Here is a 21,080-nt window from a genome sequence, read left to right on the forward strand (position 1 = left end):
AATTTTCTAATATAGATTACGTCGTCCTACCTATGCAATCAAGGCAAAGATGACTAGAATAAAGCTTTACCTGAGCTAACGTGCATACATAAGTCTCACTAGCATTTTTATGTGGCATATCTAAGCTTTAGCTTATGCAAAAGAACGATTTGTTTCTATAAAAATGGAAAAATAGTTTTTATAAATAAGTGAGTCTTTATATTTTCAACTCAATCATCTACTGCCTAATTGAAAAAGTCTGAGACATCTATTTTGTCTCAGACTTTTTAATGCGTACTGATATGCTTTAATAGGTTCGTATTTTTAATAATCATAAACACTGAAACACGGATATCATCAAATTAGAAGTGATTTGCATCATATGTTATCTTGTGATTGAACTAAATTTGAAGGAGAACTATGCATATGAATAAAAATAAATTATATGTACTGATTGTCTTAGCAATTTGTTTAATAATAACGGTGATATGCACATACTTTTTTATAAAGAGAGGTCATTATTCAGTATTCATAACATTATCTATACCTTTAATCATTTTAATTATTGATTATTTCTTTGGCAGAAAAGATGATAAAGATAAGTAGTGACAGCCGATTAAATTAGATGCAATATATGTGCAATAACATAAGTAAGTTGCACGTTTGATAGGCAAATTTAATTGATAATCAGTTGTCTGTTACAAACATTTTTTTAGTAACTTGTATTAAAAATGATGAAGGCTAAATGGGTATTATGTAATAGCATGATACAGTTCTACAAATTTTTTTGCATCTTTACGATGGACTTGATCAAATATCCATGTTTCACCATCATGGTCCATTATTGTAATTCTAAAAGGTGAAAGTGAGAAACCTGTCTTCAAGCTTTTGATATCTGTAAATAAAAATGTCTCCTTAATATTTCCAATTTGCATTGTCTCTAGAGATTTAAAGATGATACGATCATCTAGCAAAATGAGTTGCCCTGAAACAGTTTGTAATTGAAAAAATTTTAACGAAGCACTTATAGCAATGACGGGATGATTGATATCTACTTGCATAATTAATTCCCCAATCTAAAGTTTATTTGTCATATATTGACAAAACATTTACTTATAAATTATTTTAATTGAGTATAACATGAGAATAGTCTATTACAAATTACATATATGAAATGTCGGATAATGGTGGAGTTTCAATAATGATTACATCGTTTAGCTAAGGGCGGTTAAATTGAGAAGTGGAAAATAATGTACATTTAAGCTAATGCACATGTATAAAGCCGCGGATACACTTTATATAGAATACAAAAGCTAGAGCTTATGTATAGGAATGCCTTATTTTCATAAAATGAAAAAGTAGTTCTATCAATGTAAGGGGGCTTTATTATGATAAATTACATAAAATCAGCAAAATGATCTCTATAACGCATGTGCACGACAGCTCCTACGATAAAAAGAAACAAGACAAGTACAAAATTATAAACAGTTAAATGCCAATGATTAATAAAATACCATTCTTTGTGCAATAGGGCGGCTCGGTATCCTTCAGCTAAAAAATAAATCGGGTTTAATTTCATGACTGTTACCACAATTTCATTTTTAGGTGCGTATAATATGGAAGATACAAAAAATATGATTCTCATTAACGATTGAATAACCATTTGCGTATCACGAATCAATACGGCCAAAGTTGATGTTAATATTGAGATAATAGTCGTTAATATTAAGGCATAAGGTACATAAATTAATAATTGTAATGAATAAATAGAAGGGTGATATCCACCCGAAAAGCAAATGATTAACACAATCAACAATAAGCCGAGATGTCCATAAAATCTACTAAATACAATGTAACTAGGTGTGACAGATAATGGAAATTTCATTTTTGCAACTTGATTGTATTTTGATACAATCGCTTTTGTACCCTCTAAAACACCTTGATTTACAAAAAACCACATACTTATACCTACAATAAGCCAATAAATAAAAGGTATCCCATCATGAGTAGCATTATTCCGTAAACCTAGACCAAATACAAACCAATATACTGCAATTTGTAATGCTGGATTAATGATTTCCCAAGCTACACCTAAATAGTTGTTATGGTTAGAAATTCGTAATTGGAAATCTGCTAGTCTTTTAATTAAATACAGGTTCGTCAACTGTTCCTTTAATATAAACCATACTGAATTCATTTGAACATATCACGCTTTCATATTTAGTTTTTATTAATATTAGTGAAAATAATTATACATTATATTTGGAATGTAAGTAAATGAATTATCATGTGATACATAGAATATTTTGAGTCATATGATAGGGAGAATAAAAATAGATTATTGAATAGTGCGATTAGATCATTGCTTTCCAATATACTGGTATTTCGAGTCTATTAAATTTAAAAAAATTAATGAAATCGCATAATCATTTTATAATCGTCAGATTCTGTTGTATAACAGAATTGAACGATATATAAGTAAATTAAAGAAGTATATTACAGGAGTAAGTGGAACTATATATAAATAATAAAGTTATCTGAAGTCAATACAATGAGTTTCAGATAACTTTAAATGTATCTATTTATAATAGTATGTTTTAGAAAATATATAATTCTTAAAAATTTTGTTTTTTATCTCTGAAACAGTGAATAGTACACAAAAAATATTTGTTAATTAAAGACAATCGTCTTATTTCCATCATTTACAATAATTTTATGTTGTACGTGATATTCGACTGCTTGTGCTAGCACGGTTGATTCAACGTGACGTCCTATTTTTCTTAAATCTTGAACACTGTAGCGATGATTTATGCGTGTGACATCCTGTTCGATAATTGGGCCTTCATCTAAATCCGACGTAACATAATGACTTGTAGCGCCTACAAGTTTAACACCGCGTTCCCAAGCTTGTTTATAAGGATTTGCACCGATAAATGATGGCAAGAATGAATGATGAATATTTATAATTTGGTTTGGATAATGACTTACAAAATGATCAGTTAAAATTTGCATATATTTTGCTAGTACAATGAGATCGATTTCGTGATGGCTACAAATATTAAGTATCTCTTGCTCTACTTCTTGTTTCTCTTTATTATTTGGCACATAATAAAATGGAATAGACAAAGATTCAGCAAAATGTCTGTTTGTTTCATGGTTACTTACGACACATACAATTTCTGCAGGCAATTCACCTCGTTGTACTCTTAATAGAACTTCGTTAAATGCGTGATCTTCTTTAGAAACAAATAATGCGATTTTCGTTTTATCATTATTATCGAAAAGTTCAAATTTTATATCGTATTGATTTAAAGTCGATTCTAATGCTTCTTTAAGTTCTGTAACTTGTTCAAATTCTAAGCGTAAAAATAATTTACCCTTTTCAGATTGGTTGCTTTCATACTCTGTAAAATGATCTAAATGTAAAATATTAGATCCATGATCCGCAATAATCGTTGTAATTAATGACGTTAAACCTACGCTGTCTGTACATCTAGCTAGTAATATATATGTATTTTTCATATTAAGCACCTCAAAATTTTAAAAGTAACTCAGATTATAATGAAAATTTTGAATAATGTAAACAAAAGCTATCATTTAAATTAATTTAGAGAAATTTGTAGTTTATCTATGCGTAAACAAGAAAAATGGTCTATAATAATAAATAGTGTTTTTATCTTAAAAGAGTAATAAGTAATTTGAGTTGATAACACATTTCACAATAATAATACGCTTACAAACAAAGTGATTTTTGTTTTTAAAATATTATAAGATATAAGATTGATTATTTTGATAATTGCGCCAATGATAATTAACAATGAAAATTTCATTTCACTCTTTTATTTTCCTAAAAATTGTATTATGATGTAATTTGTGTTTCAAGAAGCGTGTATTATTGCAATTTCTTGTGTCCGGATAAAATATTCTTTTATGAAAGGTAGATTAAAGTAATGGATAGACAGAGTTTCACAGATTTAATTCAAACAAAATTTAAAATGGTACGTATTGAAGCAGGTTATACGCAAGATACGATGGCCCAAACAATAGGTCTTTCTAAAAAGACATTGGTACAAATAGAAAAAGAGAGAGTATTACCTAACTGGACAACATGTGTGTCAATTTGTGCATTATTTAGAGATTCAGATGTGTTAAATAGTACATTTGGATGTGATCCTCTAGAAATGGTACAAACGATTTCTCGTAATCATTGTGCATATCCTAACCATTCTACAACAAGTGATATCTATTGGAACACTGTTGATAGTCGTAATGGCTTCATCTTACAAAGTAACAAAGTGAGTGATATCTATCGTGTGCTAAATCAAGAGACACAGCCGATATTTGGTACTTCAAAATTAAGAGAAGCTGAAACTTATTTTGGTAGAATTTCTAAAGAAGAATTAATGCACGTATAATATTAATTCAATTAGTGATAGAAGAATCATTATTTATATAATTATCAGTCATGGGAAGTGATATTATATATGAATGATTTAGTCACTCTACCTCTACTTGACCTAAACATAGATTTAGGTCTTTTTTTATTTTATAAGTAAAATGTTGGAATGTTTTTCTACACAATGAATCGTTATATGTTATACAATGTAAAAATGATTATAAGAAAATTTGAAATTTATTTAAGCAAACAAAGGAGTCATACACATGCAGACATTTTTAGTTATCATCTTTATGATGGTTATAGGCGCACTGATTGGTGGGGTAACCAATGTCATTGCTGTTAAAATGTTGTTTCACCCGTTTAAAACATATTATATTTTCAAAAAGAGAGTGCCTTTCACTCCTGGATTAATACCTAAAAGAAGAAAAGAAATTGCGGATAAAATTGGTCAAGTCGTTGAAGAACACTTACTTACAGAAGAAGTTATTCAAGCTAAGTTAAATGCACCAACTTCTAGAGATGCAATTGAAGAGATTATATTTAAGCAAATCGCTAAATTGAAAGAGAATCATACGACAATACAATCATTAGCAGACATTGTAGATATTGATTTTTCTAAAACAGCAAATCAAAAATTAGATGAATTAATTTCAGATAAAATGGATAACTTTTATTTAGATTATCAAAATACGCCAATCCAGCAACTTATTCCTAATGACATTGAAAGTAGTATAGATGATAAAGTTGCGCTACTTCCTGAGTTGTTATTTGATAGAGCACGCGTATACTTGAAATCAGAAAAAGGTGGGGCAGATATTGCTTCTATGTTAGATACATTCTTCAACGAAAAAGGAAAAATTGTTGGTATGTTACAAATGTTCATGACAAAAGAAAGCATTGCAGAGCGAATACAGCATGAACTCATTAGATTAACGAGTCATCCTAAAGCAAAAGCAATTGCTACGCAGATTATTGAAAATGAATATGCAACAATGAAATCGAAACAGTTGAATGAATTGATAAATGAAACGCAATATCAAGCTTTTAAAACATCAGTGACAGAATTAGCATTAAGATATGTGGACTTAGAACAAACTTCACATAAACCATTGCATACCATTATGCCAAGCTTTATTTCATTCTTAGAAACAAAAGTATCTAAGACGTTAGCCGATGTAATTATTGATAATGCGTCAAAACATCTATCTCCAATTATGAAAAAAATAAACTTGAGACAAATGGTAGAAGAACAAATTAATACATTTGATTTAGCTTATATTGAAAAATTAATCATTGATATCGCTAATAAAGAATTGAAATTAATCATGTTTTTGGGATTTTTACTCGGTGGCATAATCGGTTTATTCCAAGGTGTAATTGCAATTTTTGTATAACATATTAAATTATGTTATTGTAATATCGATGTGGTTTTCACACATATACAAAAAAGGAGTGAAGCATAGTGGCAGTAAATTTATACGATCATGCAAATCAATTAGAACAAGCATTAAGAGAAAGTGATGAATATCAAGCTATTCAAAATGCTTATGCAAAAGTTAAAGAAAATCAAGAATCAAAAGATTTATTTGATGAATTCCGTGAAACACAATTAAGTTTCCAACAAAAACAAATGCAAGGTGAAGAAATCGGTGAAGAAGAGCTACAAAAAGCACAAGAACAAGCTCAAAAAATCGAAAATGATTCAAACATTTCTGAATTAATGGCTGCTGAACAAAATATGAGCCAAGTATTCCAAGAAATCAACCAAATCATTGTTAAACCTTTAGATGAAATTTACGCTGACTAATTTTTAGTTGAATGTAAATGAATATTATTTAAATAATATAGTCGGTTAAAGAATAAAACAGTAATCCTATCTTTTATAAATTTGATTTTGTAGTAGTTCAATACCGATGCGACCTATATGGTTAAATAGATCGAGACATATATTTGTCTTGGTCTATTTTTTTGTGAATATATAGATTGATTATATTTTGGCTACTGATTGAAAGGGATTTTTACTAATAAGGTAGATATTAGAGAAACAAAGTGATTGCTCGCTTAGTTTTATCGACTGGTGAATAAACAATATGGTAAAATATAGAGATAAAAGGGATTGTTATGCATACAATTTAACAAGTGACAGAAATAACTTAGATGTTAATTAATTGTGGTATATGCATAAGTACAAATAAACCTTTCAATAAAGGAGAACTATACTGTATGGTGAAATTTATTCATTGCGCTGACTTACACTTAGATAGTCCTTTTAAATCTAGAAGTTATCTTAGTCAGTCTATTTTTGATGATATGCAAAAAAGTGCTTACGAAAGTTTTAAAAAAATAGTAGATTTAGCATTAAATGAAGAAATAGATTTTATGATTATTTCTGGTGATTTATTTGATCAACATAACCGCACGCTACGTGCAGAGGTGTTCTTAAAGGAACAGTTTGAACGATTAAAGAGAGAACAAATATTTGTTTATTTATGTCACGGGAATCATGATCCATTATCAGCAAGTATTGGCACAGTATGGCCAGATAATGTTTCCGTTTTCTCTGAAAATGTTGAAACTTATCAAACAATCACTAAAAATGGCGAAGAGATTTATTTGCATGGTTTTAGTTATCAAAATGATGCAAGTTATGAAAATAAATTAGATGCATATCCTTCAAGTCAAGGTCAAAAAGGCATACATATTGGTATCTTGCATGGTACATATAGCAAATCAAATACCAATGATCGATATACTGAATTCAGACTAGAAGACTTAAATAATAAGTTATATCACTATTGGGCTTTAGGCCACATTCATGAGCGTCAACAACTGAGTGATATGCCACAAATTCATTATCCTGGTAACATTCAAGGCAGACATTTTAAAGAGCTGGGTGAAAAAGGATGCTTGTTAGTTGAAGGGGACGATTTAAAACTCAACGCGCAATTTGTTCCTACTCAATTTATAAGATTTGAAAAAGCAACTATAGAATCGGATAAAACATCGAAGCAAGGTCTTTTTGATGACATTCAATCTTTTAAATCACAAGTGAGAAAAAATGGAAAAGCCATCTATCAATTGAATGTTGTTGTAAATTCAGATCAATTGATATCTGAACAAGATATTTTGCAAGTACATGAAATGATAAGTGATTTTGAAGAAAATGAGCATGATTTTGTATTTGTAGAACAACTCTCAATTAAAAACAAATATGAAGATCAAAATACATTAGTTAAAGAATTCTCGCCTGAATTAATAGATGATACAACTGTTTATGACGGTGCTATGAATGATTTGTATTTAAATCCCAAAGCGTCTAAATATCTAGAAAATTATAGTGATTTCGATAGAAGAGCATTAATTGAACATGCTGAAGAATTATTGAAGTCAGATATGAGGGGTGAATAATATGAAAATCAAATCATTAGAGATTTATGGATACGGTAGATTTATTGAAAGAAAAATTGAATTTGACGAATCATTTACTCAGATTTATGGTGAAAATGAAACGGGTAAATCTACAATACAAGCATTTATTCATTCAATTCTCTTTGGATTTCCTACAAAAAAAGAGAACGAACCACGTTTAGAACCAAGATTAGGTAATCAATACGGTGGTAAATTAACATTAATTCAAGATGACGGCTCGCTTGTCGAAGTAGAACGTATTAAAGGCAGTGCGACTGGTGATGTGAAAGTTTATTTGCCTAATGGTAGCATTAAAGATGAAAGTTGGTTAAAAAAAGAACTGAATTTTATCTCGAAACGTACGTATCAAGGGATTTTTTCATTCGATGTTTTAGGTTTGCAAGATATTCATAAAAATATGGATGAAACACAATTACAAAATTATCTTTTACAAGCTGGTGCTTTAGGCTCTACTGAATTTACGACTATGCGTGAGGTATTAAATACTAAAAAGGAAGAACTTTATAAAAAAAATGGTCGCAATCCAATTATCAATCAACAAATAGAACAACTGAAAGAATTAGAAGGCCAAATTCGTGAAGAAGAAGCAAAATTAACTTCTTATAAGCGATTAGTAGATGATAAAGATAAAGCAGAAAGACGACTTAATAATTTAAAACAAAATTTAGCACAGCTATCTAAAATGCATGAACGTAAACAAAAAGAACTCGCTTTACTTGAACAGACTCAAGAGTGGAAACAATTGGAAACCCAATTGAATATAGAGCCTGTTGTTTTTCCAGAACAAGGTATAGATCGTTATGAATCGGCAAAGTTACAAACTCAAAATTTAAAGCGTGATATCAGTTTAAGAACAGAACGATTAGCACATCTTAAAGCCGAAAATGAAAAAATAACAGTACCAAGGCAAAGTGACATTGATGCATTTAATCATTTACATCAACAAGAAAATGAAATAAAACAAAAAGAATATGAAGTTAAGGCGTTAGATAAAGAAATACAAGATAAAGAACGTGAAAAAGAAGGCTTGAAGTCAAACATTGGATGGCAAACTGTTCATCATGAAGTCGATGGTTCAGAAGCTATGAAGAGTCATGTCAGTAATCAAATAAAATATAAACAAGAACAAATGGCTTATATCCAACAACTCGAACGTAATATTGAAGAAAATAAAATTGATAATGATACAAATCACGCAGAAATGAATGCGCTTGAAGCAGATATTGTTCCAGAAGAGAACTTTGAAAAGAAAAAACAATATAATAGACAAGTGTTTGAGCTTCAAGAGAAAAACAATCTTTATCAAAAAATGAAAGAAACATTTGATAAAGAGCAAAGAGAGAATGAGAAGAAACAAAATTTAATGCGAATAAGTTTAATTATATTGGCTATTATTGGCATTGGACTGACAGTCTTCTCATTTGTATCTGCGAATATCATTTTCGGGATTATATTTGCTATTCTATCAGTCGTATTTATTGTCGGTATATTCTTTGTTAAAACGAAAGAGGTCGGACATAGTGAATCTTTCTCTAAAGAAATTGAAGATTTGCAACAGCAAGTAACACAACTTGAAGATAACTATGATCTTGACTTCGACTTGGATGATCAGTACAGAGTACGAGAACAGCTACAAACAACAATCAAAACAAAAGAAGCAATAGATAAGAAGGCTGAATACTTAACCAATACTTTAACTCAGGCAAAGGAACAATATCAAAATGCGCAACAAAACATTGATAAAGTGAAAGCTGATTTATATTTATCTGATAAAATGTCAGATGAATTAATCGTAGATAGTATTGGAACAATGAATAAAATTAAAACACATGAAAAGCATATCGATGATTTGCAAACGCAGGTACAAGCCTTAAAACAACAATTAAATGATTTTTACGAACATGCGCAAGAAGTAACTAAAAACCAATTTACGTATTTTAATGAATTATCGCTATTCCACGATATAAGACAATGGCTTAAAGAAGAAACAAGTAATTTGGAAAAATGGACACGTAATGATGAACAAATCAAATTAATTGAAAGTGAAGTTTCACAACTGAATAGTAGATTAAATGAAAATAGCCGTGTGATTGACCAATTATTCAATTTTGTTAATGTTAACGATGAAGAATCATATTATCAACATCATGTTCAATATCAAAATTATCATCAAAATATGTCGAGATTTAATGACTTATCAAAATATCTGGAAAATCAAAATTATAATTATGATACAAGTTCAAGTTTAAGTGCGAAAACATCTGCACAACTTACTAACGAAGATGAAGTATTAGCACGTCAAGTTGATGAGTATAATGATCAGTATTTAGAAATGCAATCTGAAGTAAGTGACTTAAATGCCAAAATCACAGATATGGAAACAGATAAGACTTTAGCTGATTTAAGACATAGATTCCACATATTGAAAAATAAAGTGAATGCTGAAGCGAAAGATTGGGCAAGTTTAAGTTATTTACAAGCATTGGTAGAAGGACATATTAAACAAATTAAAGATAAACGTTTACCACAAGTGATAAATGAAGCAACAGATATCTTTGCGCATTTAACAAATGGTCATTATGTTCAAGTTACGTATGCAAATGATAATTTAATGGTTAAACAAGTTAATGGTCAAATGTATGAACCCGTAGAATTAAGCCAATCAACAAAAGAAATCTTATACATTGCATTGCGTTTAAGTTTAATTAAAACATTAAAGCCATATTATCCGTTCCCAATTATCATAGACGATGCGTTTGTTCATTTTGATAAGCAAAGAAAAGAAATCATGATGAATTATTTGAGACAAATGCCTAACAGTTATCAAATCCTATACTTTACATGTGTGAAAGATAATAGTGTGCATTCAAAACAAATTATTACTTTAGATAAAATTCAGGAAGGCGGTAAATAATGAGAAATGTAGAAAAATTAAATCCAGGTGATTCAGTAGATCATTTTTTCTTAATCCATAAAGCGACACAAGGTGTTACTGCTCAAGGTAAGGACTATATGACACTATACTTACAAGATAAAAGTGGCGATATAGAAGCCAAATTGTGGACTGTGAGTAAAGAAGATATGAAAATATTAGAACCTGAGAAAATCGTACATGTTACTGGTGATGTAATTAATTATCGTGGTCGTAAGCAAATGAAGATAAACAAGATAAAATTAGCTACACCAGATGATAATATGAAAACGCAAGATTTTGTTGATGGGGCGCCGCTTACTCCAGATGAAATTCAAGAGGAAATATCGCATTATATGTTGGACATTGAAAATGCAACGTTACAACGTATTACGAGACATTTGATACGTAAGCATCAAGAAGCGTTTTTTACTTTTCCAGCAGCTAGTACACATCATCATAATTTTGCGAGTGGTTTAAGCTATCATGTGTTAACAATGCTACGTGTTGCAAAATCAATTTGTGATATTTATCCATTGTTAAATCGCAGTTTGTTATATAGCGCAATTATTTTGCATGATTTAGGCAAAGTTAGAGAATTAAGTGGTCCAGTAGCTACTTCCTATACTGTCGAAGGTAATTTATTAGGGCATATTTCAATTGCTAGTGATGAAGTCGCAGAAGCGGCAAGAGAGCTGAATCTTGAAGGTGAAGAAGTGTTATTGCTACGCCACATGATTTTAGCGCATCATGGTAAAATGGAATTTGGTTCGCCGAAATTACCTCATATGAAAGAGGCAGAAATATTATTCTTCATTGATAATATAGATGCGAAAATGAATATGTTTGAAAAAGCTTATAAGAAAACTGATAAAGGTCAATTTACAGAACGTATTTTTGGATTAGATGGTAGACAATTTTACAATCCTAAATCGCTAGATTAATAATGAAGGTCTTTTAGGTTGGATATATAATATTAAAAGGTTCGAGAAATTTGTGGATGTTCTCGAACCTTTTTCATTTTCGAAAAAAGTGGTATAGAAATCTAATTGAATAGGTTTCTATACCACTTGATTCATTTATGAAATTATTGTCCAGTTGACATGCCAGCACCACTTTGTTGCATAGATTGTTGTTGCTGTTGTTGTTGCTGCTGTTGTTTGATTTTTTCTGGATCTAATATTGAGTCTTCAATCGCTTTTTTAATATCTCTATCTTTATAATCAACTTTATATTCATCTAATAATTCTTTATAAGCGTCAGTTAAAAGCTTAGGATCTTTTTGAATTTTAGTTTGAATTAATTGTGCTTTTAATTTGCCTTTTTCTTTATCAAAGTCATTTTCTTTATCTGCTTTGATAATATGGTAACCGTAATCTGTTTTAACTACGTCAGATACTTTACCTTCTTTAAGTTTGAATAATGCTTTTTCAAATTTGTCTTCCATTTGACCTTTGACGACATAACCTAAGCTACCATCTTTTTTAGCAGAGGCTTTATCCATTGATTCTTTTTTAGCAATTTCTCCAAATTTATCTGGGTGTTTTTCAACTTCTTTTTGGATTTTTTCAGCTTTTGCTTTAGCTTCTTTATCAGATAAGCCTTCTTTATCATCTTTATTTTCTTTAACTTTAATTAGAATGTGAGAGCCTTTTTTGGTATTTTCTTTAATTTCTTTGTCAGACATACTCACTTTATCATTAAGTAGTTCTTTTTGATAAGCTTGTAATTTTTTCTGTTCTTTATAATCGCCTATAGACATTTTTTGTTGTTTTAACATACTTTCAAATTGATCTTTGCCACCATATTGTTTTTGTTCTTTTTCAACTTCTTTATCAATATCTTTTGTATTTACATCGTCTTTATATTTATCAGCAAGCAATTTGTTTAACATGATTGAGAATGATGTATTAGCAATTTGCTCATCACCCATCTTGTTCATAACATCTTCGACTTTAACGTCGCCAGCTTTTGAAGAAATAATTGTATCTTCTTTTGAATCTGTTGCACTGTTACCACATGCGCCTAATAACAATGCACTAGCTGTAACAGGAAGTAAAACTTTTTTAAATGTTTTCATAGTTGGAAACTCCTTTTGTAAGAATAACAACGTAAATATAACATATTATTGATTATTCACCAATTAGAAACATAATTTCTACAACTATAGTATTAGTGTTTTGTGACTTTTGATATAACTTAATCAAAAAAGAGGTGACATCGTAACCTATTGTTAGATTACTTATGTTCACCTCTGTAATATTTATCTATGCATACAAGTAAATCGTTATGAAACAAGACTATACTTTTTTCTCATAATGCGTATTAACTTTATTTAATATATTAATACCTGTTTGATGTTCTTCTATATAATCACCTTCATTTGAAAATAAAATGATTTTTAAATATAGAAAATCCATAACTGAATAACCCATATTTAAAGCAATTAAAAACATCAGATAATGACCGTATTGTGGAAACAATGTACTGAAATAAGCACAAATTACAGTGATGATTATAACTGGTGTTATTAAATCAAAACAAAAATAATACTTATTTACTGGTGTGTTCACATACGTATTATAAAATGGTATTTTTTTATGCCGTAACAATTTATATTTTTTAAACGATTTATAATATGGAATAAAAAATATGAGGTGAATGGCTTTGTGGATAGGGTACAAAATAACCACGAGTAGTAAAAAGATTAAAAAATATTGATCAGTTAGTTTTGTGTTAGAAAAAAAATAGAGTATTTCATAAGCAAGGAGAAATGTAATAATGGTTGTAACTAAACTTAGAAATGCAATCCTTGGTAATCCAAATCGAGCATTGATATCGATTTGTCTTGTACAGAGATACATTGTTTATTCACTCCTCTTAAACTAAAGTCATATGATATATGCTTATGTATTATCTATCTTAATATGTGAAACGTCAAGATATATTCCATCATTTGAGTAGTTAAGTTTATAGCATGCATAAAAGTATTTTCAATTAAAAAACTGTTATCTAGCATTAGTTTAAATGTTAGATAACAGTTCAATAATTGATACTTTAATTAGTGGTTATTTTTCATCTTTATCAAATGCTTTTGAAATTTCTTCACCACGGTTTTGAAGGTTTTCAATATGTGATTGCAAATTCTCAATATTTGGATTGATATCAGATTTGAAATCACCAATCATCGTTTTTACTTCGTCACCGATAGAACTACCGAATTCAGTACTTTCAGTTTTGATTTGTGAAATATAGTTGGCTATGTCATTCACACTTTGCTTAATTGTGTTTATTTCTCTATCTACTTCTGATTCAGCACCAGTTGGTTTTTTAGCACGTGCAGTATTTAGGCTAGAATCTTTTTTATCACGATTCATTAAAGCTACACCGAGGCCAGTTGCAACGCCAGCGCCTAGGCCTAATAATATTTGAGCTGTTTTCATAAAAATTCTCCTCATTTCTAGTAGTATCTCATCCGTTAATATTTTTTATATACCCCATATGTAATAAGGTAAGCATGATTAATCGAATTGAGCGGCTATTTCTTGTGCAATTTCAGCCTTTTGTTCATCGTCGATACTTTCTTCGTGTGTTTCCCATTTATAGCCAAAACCATCGACATCATTTTCATATCTTGGTAGTAAATGGAAATGAAGATGAAAGACAGATTGATCGGCAAATTCACCATTATTCTGTATAATATTGAGTCCATCTGGGTTAAAAGCTGTTTTAATAGCGTTAGCAACTTTTGGCAGTGCGACACCAATATGTTTCATTGTTTCACTGTCAGTTTCAAAAATATTAGCAGATGCTTTTTTAGGGATTAAAAGTGTATGACCCTTGGTAACTTGTGATATATCTAAAAATGCATAGACATATTCATCTTCATATACTTTATGACTTGGTATTTCACCATCTATAATTTTACTAAAGATTGTTTCTGACATAAAATCTTCACTCCTTGTAAGATTGTTATTGCCTATTATAGCATTACTGTATTATTTACGTCAGTTTTTGCAGTAAATTTATGACTAATTAAAGATTTTTGATACAATATATTTTGTGGAGGTGCTATATGACAGTAAAAGTAGAACATTTAACAGGTGGTTATGGAAAACGACCTGTAATTAAAAATATAAATTTTGAATTAACACAAGGTGAAATTGTGGGACTTATAGGATTAAATGGGGCAGGTAAGAGTACAACGATTAAGCATATGCTTGGATTGTTAACACCTATGGAAGGTAACTTGTCTATTTCTGATATAAATATAAAGCAAGATGTTGAAACATATAGAAGAAAGTTATCGTATATACCAGAATCACCAGTTATTTATGAAGAACTAACTTTACAAGAACATATTTATATGACAGCAATGGCATATAATATTAGCAGAGAAGTTGCTATGGAACGTGCGCGTCCATTATTAAAAACGTTTCGTTTAGAAGATGAATTAAATATTTTTCCAAGTCACTTTTCTAAAGGTATGAAACAAAAAGTGATGATTATATGCGCATTTATAGTTAATCCTGAACTATATATTATCGATGAACCATTTCTTGGTTTAGATCCGTTAGGTATTCAATCTATGTTAGATTTGATGGTGGAAAAAAAGCAAGAAGGTCGTACAGTGCTGATGAGTACACATATACTAGCAACTGCAGAGCGTTATTGTGATAGATTTTTAATCATGGATGAAGGAGAAATAGTTGCTTTTGGAAACTTGGAAGAGTTGCGTGCTCAAACAGGGCTAAAAGGTAAGACATTAGATGAAATCTATATCCATGTCACGCAAGGTGGCCAAAATTCATGACACGAGATGCAGAACAATTATTTAAAACTAGAAAACGTGAAATAAGTAAAGAAAAACAATATTATAATAAATTTATTTTTAATGGTCATTTTTCTTTGTTTTTAGTTATTATGTTAGGTGCATTTATATTAGGCTACGGTGATTGGCTTAAATCAATACCGAAACATATTAATTATTCACTTATTGTTAGTATATTCGTTTCAATAACGTCAATGTTTCCATTACGTACGTTGCTTAAAGATGCAGATAAATTATTTTTATTGCCATTCGAAAGCAATATGAATCACTATATTAAGCAAAGTTTGATTTATAGCTATGTTTCACGTATTGGCTTACAAGTTGTTATTATGATTGTATTATTTCCATTGTTTTATGTGATTAATGACCAGACATTTGGCTTTTATATATTATTTGCATTATTAATGTTAATCATGCCATTTGTAGGCTTATTATTAAAATGGCAATGGTACACGTATAAATTGGAAAGTTGGTCATTGCATACATTACTTTTTATTGTATTTGCATCAGGCTATTATGTGACATTAGATGCCAAATCATTTGCAAGTATCACTTCGATATTAATTATTATAGGCTTAACACTACTACTTCAATATCAAAATAAGCATCAATTGTTTCCTTGGGAAAGAATGATTAAGTCAGAGCAACAACATCATATGAATTACTATAAATTTGTAAATATGTTTACAGATGTCAAACACCTTAAAGAAACAGCGGTTCGACGAAGTTATTTGGATCCTATTTTACGAACTCCTAAGTTTAAGAAATTCAATGAGAATTATATGTATTTATATTTATTCGTTAGGAGCTTCGCAAGAGGGAAAGATGTTTTTAATATAATATTAAGGTTAGTTATTATTGCGCTCATTCTTATGTTTTGGTTGCATCAACCCGTAATCACTTTGATCATAGGAAGTTTGTTTATGTATATTATCTTGCTTCAAATGGCACAATTTTATACACAACAGGCATATGGTTTATGGCCACAAGTTTGGCCAACACCAGAATCAAAAGTGATTAAAGGTTATGAACAATTTTTATATAGATTAATGTTTATGATAGGCATTTTATTTATTATCGTATATGCGATATCTTTCCCATTATACAGTTATTTTGGCTTATTATTCTTAATAGTGGGTTGGTTAACAATTAGAAATGTAATTAAAAAATTAAAATATCAAGAAACGTTATTGCGAGATTAAAAAAACACTGTTTATGTCATTTGCTTTGACATAAACAGTGTTTTTAAGTTCATTACATTAAATCAATTATCATCGATAGGGAATAAATATCTTTCGAAATAACTAGAATGTTGGCCACTAGAACCAAAGAATTGACTTAATGCTAATTTATCAAAATTATCTTTGAAAATAGATGATGCTTTAAAGTCTTCATAAGCCGTTCTACTTTCAAAGCCAAAGTAAATCTTATAAGTTAAACCTTGATCAGGTTTTAAGAAACGATAGCTTCGATAACCCGCAAATTGTTTAAAGTCAGCAGTAATATTTTCTAATCTTTTTTCTAGTTGATAAGCATGATCTTCTGATGTAGGTACAAATATGACCGAATAAAAATAATTTTCATTTAAATCTCCCTCAGCTTTAAGTACATCATAGACTAAAGGTTGTTTTAATACAGAAGTTTGGTCAGTTTCTTCAAGAATGACTGAAGAATCAGACGCTGAAAATTGTAATAAGTTATGGTCAGGATTATTTAGCCTAATCTGGTTTAAGTAACCAAACGTTCCATAAGATGCATAAATTTTCATAAGATTGTCCCCCTTGCTTGGTATATGAAAGTATAATTAACTATTTCACTTTACTATAAAAATATCTACTTTTTCAAATAAATATAAAATAGGCTTTGATAACATTATAATTGATTTTTATTATAAAACAATAGTCAAATAATTAAGCTGTTAAAATGAGACTGTTTGTCTTTTTTATGACATTTTAGAACAATAAAACACGCGTAATTAAGCAATATGGTATTATAGACAAGAATGATTATAATCTAGGAGGATTAAAAGGTGCATAATAAAAACAATACGATCCTAAATATGATAAAAGGCGAGTCGGTTTCGCACACACCAGTTTGGTTTATGCGTCAAGCTGGCAGGTCTCAGCCAGAATATAGAAGATTAAAAGAAAAGTATTCATTATTTGAAATTACACACCAAGCAGAACTGTGTGCGTATGTAACACATCTGCCTGTAGATAACTATAATACAGATGCAGCGGTACTTTATAAAGATATCATGACACCTCTACAGCCAATAGGTGTGGATGTAGAAATTAAATCTGGTATAGGTCCAGTGATTCATAATCCAATTAAAACGATACAGGATGTTGAAAAATTAGGACACATTGATCCAAAGAGAGATGTACCTTATGTGTTAGATACGATTAAATTATTAACTGAAGAAAAGTTGAATGTGCCATTGATTGGATTTACTGGTGCGCCATTTACACTTGCAAGTTATATGATTGAAGGTGGTCCTTCTAAGAACTATAACTTTACAAAAGCAATGATGTATAGTGATGAAGCGACATGGTTTGCATTAATGGATCACTTAGTTGAAATGTCTATAACTTATACTTCTGCACAAATAGAGGCAGGTGCACAAATTATCCAAGTATTCGATTCTTGGGTGGGTGCATTGAACGTTCAAGATTATCGCTATTATATTAAACCTGCGATGAATAAATTGATAAGCGGTATTAAGGAGAAGTATAATGTACCTGTTATTCTATTTGGAGTTGGTGCTAGCCATTTAGCAGATGAATGGAACACATTACCTATAGATGTATTGGGATTGGATTGGAGGCTATCAATTAAAGAAGCTAGTTCAATGAACATTGATAAGACATTGCAAGGGAATTTAGATCCATCTCTATTATTGGCACCATGGGATGTAATAGAAGAAAGGCTGAAAGCAATATTAGACCAAGGGATAGCGCATGGCAAACATATTTTCAATTTAGGTCATGGCGTATTTCCAGAGGTGAAGCCCGAAACATTAAAACGTGTGACTACATTTGTACATGACTACACACAGAGATAGTACGACATAAATTTTGACTATCACGAATTACAAATAATTATGGCATATGCATCTAAAAATTATGATACAAAAGGATGATCTTAAAATGACAAAAACAATAGGCTTATTGGTTATGGCTTATGGAACACCATATAAAGAAAGCGATATAGAAGCTTATTATACAGATATTAGACATGGGAAAAAACCTACTGAAGCGGAACTACAAGATTTAAAAGATAGATATCAATTTATTGGTGGTTTATCTCCGTTAGCAGGAACGACAAATAGACAAGCAGAGTCACTTCGTGATGCGCTCAATCAAGCCTATGACGACGTTGAATTTAAACTATATATCGGTTTAAAACACATTCACCCATTTATTGAAGACGCTGTACAATCAATGCATGAAGACGGTATAGATGAAGCTGTTACAGTTGTATTAGCACCACATTATTCTAGCTTTTCAGTTGGCTCTTACAATACACGTGCACAAAAAGAAGCAGATAAATACGGCATCACGTTTAAACATGTTGAACATTACTATCAACAACCTAAATTCATTCAATATTGGACAGAGAAAATCAATGAAACATTAGCAGATATTCCACAAGATGAACATGACAAAACAGTTCTTGTTGTTTCAGCTCATAGTTTGCCAAAAGGCTTAATTGAGAAAAATAACGATCCTTATCCTAATGAGTTACATGAAACTGCTCAGTTATTAGAACAACATTCAAATATTATACATGTAGCTGAAGGATGGCAATCTGAAGGGAATACGGGTACACCTTGGTTAGGACCTGATGTTCAAGATTTAACTCGAGCGTTATACAATGAACATAAATATGAACACTTTATCTATACCCCAGTGGGTTTTGTTTGTGAACATTTAGAAGTACTCTATGATAACGATTATGAATGTAAAGTGATTTGTGATGAATTAGGTGTACATTATCATCGTCCAAAAATGCCAGATACTGATCCGCTATTTATTGGCGCAATTGTTGAAGAGATAAAAAATGTTTATTAAAGGAAGCGTGACTTATTTTGACTAAAAGTATTGCTATTATCGGAGCTGGTATCACAGGTTTATCTAGTGCATATTTTATAAAAAAACAACGACCAGATATAGATGTGACGATATATGAAGCGACTAATCGAACTGGCGGTAAGATTCAAACCTATCGAAAAGATGGTTATACGATTGAATTAGGTCCAGAATCTTATCTAGGACGCAAACAGATTATGACAGACATTGCTAAAGATATTGGATTAGCAGATGAACTTATCACTAATCAAACAGGACAATCTTATATTTATGCTAAAAATAAACTGTTTCCTATTCCAGGGGGATCTATCTTAGGTGTGCCAACTAACCTTAAACCTTTTATTAAAACAAAATTGATTTCGCCTAAAGGTAAATTACGTGCTGGTTTAGATTTATTTAAAAAGCCTATTCAAATAGAACGCGATATTTCTGTTGGGTCATTCTTTCGTGAACGTCTAGGAGATGAAGTCTTAGAAAATTTAATTGAACCTTTAATGGGTGGTATTTATGGTACAAACATTGATGAATTAAGTTTAATGTCTACTTTTCCGGAGTTTAAAGAAAGAGAAGAACAGTTTGGTAGTTTAATTAAAGGTATGCGATACGAAAAAATGCAACGTCAAAAACAACGACAATTATATCCAGGAGCACCAAAAGGCCAATTTAAACAATTTAGGCATGGGCTGACTTCTTTTATTGAAAAATTAACTGATTATGTCGTAAACCAAGGTGTAAAAATCAGATTTAATACACCTATAGATGATATCGTCATCTCACAAACGAATTATGAGCTTGTTGTAGATGATGAAAAAAATATCTACGACAGTGTCCTTGTTACCACACCACATCAAACCTTTATGAAATGGTTTGGTAATGATCCAGCCCTTGATTATTTCAAAACAATGCCATCTACAACCGTTGCAACTGTTGTACTAGCATTTGATGAACAGCATATTGAAAATACCTATGACGGTACGGGTTTCGTGATTGCAAGAACGAGCCAAACCGATATCACAGCATGTACATGGACAAGTAAAAAATGGCCTTTTACTACACCAGAAGGTAAGGTGCTGATACGTGCTTATGTTGGTAAACCAGGTGATACGGTTGTGAAAGATCATTCAGATGAAGAACTTGTAGATATTGTTAAACGAGATTTAACACAAATGATGACTTTTAAAGGCGCACCAGATTTCAGTATTGTGAATCGTTTACCTAATAGTATGCCGCAATATCGTGTGGATCATATGGATAACATATCTGCGATTCAAGCGCATATTAAACATAATTATCCTAGGTTAAGAATAGCCGGTGCTTCATTTGAAGCGGTTGGCCTGCCAGACTGTATTTTACAAGGTAAAAATGCAGTATCAGAATTATTAAATGAATTATAGAGTATATGCGAGTAAAGATACGGAGCGAGGATTTGAAATCAAATAC

Annotated in this window: 20 protein-coding genes; 12 read left to right on the forward strand and 8 right to left on the reverse strand. The window is 30.5% G+C overall.

Annotated elements, in window-relative coordinates:
• The first annotated feature begins 405 nt into the window (after positions 1-405).
• On the forward strand, positions 406-585 hold the full coding sequence (locus ACM6UH_RS06025; protein ID WP_047502286.1) for a hypothetical protein: 180 nt from the start codon (positions 406-408) through the stop codon (positions 583-585).
• 146 nt (positions 586-731) lie between these two features.
• Here ACM6UH_RS06025 and ACM6UH_RS06030 read toward each other — a convergent pair whose 3' ends face one another.
• The 3 genes from ACM6UH_RS06030 to purU form a co-directional block, all read right to left on the reverse strand.
• Positions 732-1,040, reverse strand: a complete 309-nt coding sequence (locus tag ACM6UH_RS06030; protein WP_002482884.1) for a hypothetical protein — start codon at positions 1,038-1,040, stop codon at positions 732-734.
• Positions 1,041-1,375: 335 nt separating this feature from the next.
• On the reverse strand, positions 1,376-2,176 hold the full coding sequence (locus ACM6UH_RS06035; RefSeq protein WP_047502283.1) for an ABC transporter permease: 801 nt from the start codon (positions 2,174-2,176) through the stop codon (positions 1,376-1,378).
• Positions 2,177-2,649: 473 nt separating this feature from the next.
• The gene (gene purU, locus ACM6UH_RS06040; RefSeq protein WP_047502280.1) at positions 2,650-3,501 is read right to left on the reverse strand and encodes a formyltetrahydrofolate deformylase; all 852 of its coding nucleotides are present in this window, start codon (positions 3,499-3,501) and stop codon (positions 2,650-2,652) included.
• Between the two features lie 428 nt (positions 3,502-3,929).
• On the opposite strand from purU, the gene xdrA reads away from it, so the two are divergent.
• From xdrA to yhaM, 6 genes are all read left to right on the forward strand, one after another.
• Positions 3,930-4,394, forward strand: a complete 465-nt coding sequence (gene xdrA, locus ACM6UH_RS06045) for an XRE family transcriptional regulator XdrA (RefSeq protein ID WP_002482887.1) — start codon at positions 3,930-3,932, stop codon at positions 4,392-4,394.
• Between the two features lie 247 nt (positions 4,395-4,641).
• A complete protein-coding gene (locus ACM6UH_RS06050) occupies positions 4,642-5,772 on the forward strand; it encodes a DUF445 domain-containing protein (RefSeq protein ID WP_048787536.1) in 1,131 nt (376 codons plus the stop codon).
• 68 nt (positions 5,773-5,840) lie between these two features.
• On the forward strand, positions 5,841-6,185 hold the full coding sequence (locus ACM6UH_RS06055; protein WP_002482889.1) for a YlbF/YmcA family competence regulator: 345 nt from the start codon (positions 5,841-5,843) through the stop codon (positions 6,183-6,185).
• Positions 6,186-6,601: 416 nt separating this feature from the next.
• The gene (locus ACM6UH_RS06060; RefSeq protein WP_041080114.1) at positions 6,602-7,786 is read left to right on the forward strand and encodes a metallophosphoesterase family protein; all 1,185 of its coding nucleotides are present in this window, start codon (positions 6,602-6,604) and stop codon (positions 7,784-7,786) included.
• Position 7,787: 1 nt separating this feature from the next.
• Positions 7,788-10,721: an ATP-binding protein gene (locus ACM6UH_RS06065; RefSeq protein ID WP_048787537.1), complete on the forward strand. Its 2,934-nt coding sequence runs from the start codon at positions 7,788-7,790 to the stop codon at positions 10,719-10,721.
• Positions 10,721-11,662, forward strand: a complete 942-nt coding sequence (yhaM, locus tag ACM6UH_RS06070; protein WP_002482892.1) for a 3'-5' exoribonuclease YhaM — start codon at positions 10,721-10,723, stop codon at positions 11,660-11,662. Before ACM6UH_RS06065 ends, yhaM begins: the two co-directional genes overlap by 1 nt.
• Before the next feature lie 143 nt (positions 11,663-11,805).
• On the opposite strand, the gene prsA is transcribed toward yhaM, so the two are convergent.
• The 4 genes from prsA to ACM6UH_RS06090 form a co-directional block, all read right to left on the reverse strand.
• Positions 11,806-12,798 carry a peptidylprolyl isomerase PrsA gene (gene prsA, locus ACM6UH_RS06075; RefSeq protein ID WP_011302817.1) on the reverse strand — a complete coding sequence of 331 codons (993 nt, stop codon included), beginning with the start codon at positions 12,796-12,798 and terminating at the stop codon, positions 11,806-11,808.
• A gap of 220 nt (positions 12,799-13,018) precedes the next feature.
• Positions 13,019-13,582, reverse strand: a complete 564-nt coding sequence (locus tag ACM6UH_RS06080) for a DUF3267 domain-containing protein (protein WP_002482894.1) — start codon at positions 13,580-13,582, stop codon at positions 13,019-13,021.
• A gap of 204 nt (positions 13,583-13,786) precedes the next feature.
• Positions 13,787-14,161: a YtxH domain-containing protein gene (locus ACM6UH_RS06085; protein WP_002482895.1), complete on the reverse strand. Its 375-nt coding sequence runs from the start codon at positions 14,159-14,161 to the stop codon at positions 13,787-13,789.
• 78 nt (positions 14,162-14,239) lie between these two features.
• Complete coding sequence (locus tag ACM6UH_RS06090; RefSeq protein ID WP_002482896.1) at positions 14,240-14,665, reverse strand: HIT family protein; 426 nt, start codon at positions 14,663-14,665, stop codon at positions 14,240-14,242.
• A 128-nt stretch (positions 14,666-14,793) separates the two neighbouring features.
• On the opposite strand from ACM6UH_RS06090, the gene ecsA reads away from it, so the two are divergent.
• Positions 14,794-15,531 carry an ABC transporter ATP-binding protein EcsA gene (gene ecsA, locus ACM6UH_RS06095; protein WP_002482897.1) on the forward strand — a complete coding sequence of 246 codons (738 nt, stop codon included), beginning with the start codon at positions 14,794-14,796 and terminating at the stop codon, positions 15,529-15,531.
• Complete coding sequence (gene ecsB, locus ACM6UH_RS06100; protein ID WP_011302819.1) at positions 15,528-16,751, forward strand: ABC transporter permease EcsB; 1,224 nt, start codon at positions 15,528-15,530, stop codon at positions 16,749-16,751. Before ecsA ends, ecsB begins: the two co-directional genes overlap by 4 nt.
• 62 nt (positions 16,752-16,813) lie before the next feature.
• Here ecsB and ACM6UH_RS06105 read toward each other — a convergent pair whose 3' ends face one another.
• Complete coding sequence (locus tag ACM6UH_RS06105; protein WP_002482899.1) at positions 16,814-17,317, reverse strand: antibiotic biosynthesis monooxygenase; 504 nt, start codon at positions 17,315-17,317, stop codon at positions 16,814-16,816.
• Between the two features lie 261 nt (positions 17,318-17,578).
• Between ACM6UH_RS06105 and hemE the strand changes: the two genes are divergently transcribed.
• The 3 genes from hemE to hemY all read left to right on the forward strand — a co-directional run bounded on the left by hemE (position 17,579) and on the right by hemY (position 21,034).
• A complete protein-coding gene (hemE, locus tag ACM6UH_RS06110; RefSeq protein WP_011302820.1) occupies positions 17,579-18,613 on the forward strand; it encodes a uroporphyrinogen decarboxylase in 1,035 nt (344 codons plus the stop codon).
• 85 nt (positions 18,614-18,698) lie between these two features.
• Positions 18,699-19,622: a ferrochelatase gene (hemH, locus tag ACM6UH_RS06115; RefSeq protein WP_002482901.1), complete on the forward strand. Its 924-nt coding sequence runs from the start codon at positions 18,699-18,701 to the stop codon at positions 19,620-19,622.
• Positions 19,623-19,639: 17 nt separating this feature from the next.
• A complete protein-coding gene (gene hemY, locus ACM6UH_RS06120) occupies positions 19,640-21,034 on the forward strand; it encodes a protoporphyrinogen oxidase (protein WP_011302821.1) in 1,395 nt (464 codons plus the stop codon).
• Positions 21,035-21,080 lie beyond the last annotated feature (46 nt).

The organism is Staphylococcus sp. LKG4-2, assembly GCF_050955665.1.
Lineage (GTDB): Bacteria > Bacillota > Bacilli > Staphylococcales > Staphylococcaceae > Staphylococcus > Staphylococcus saprophyticus.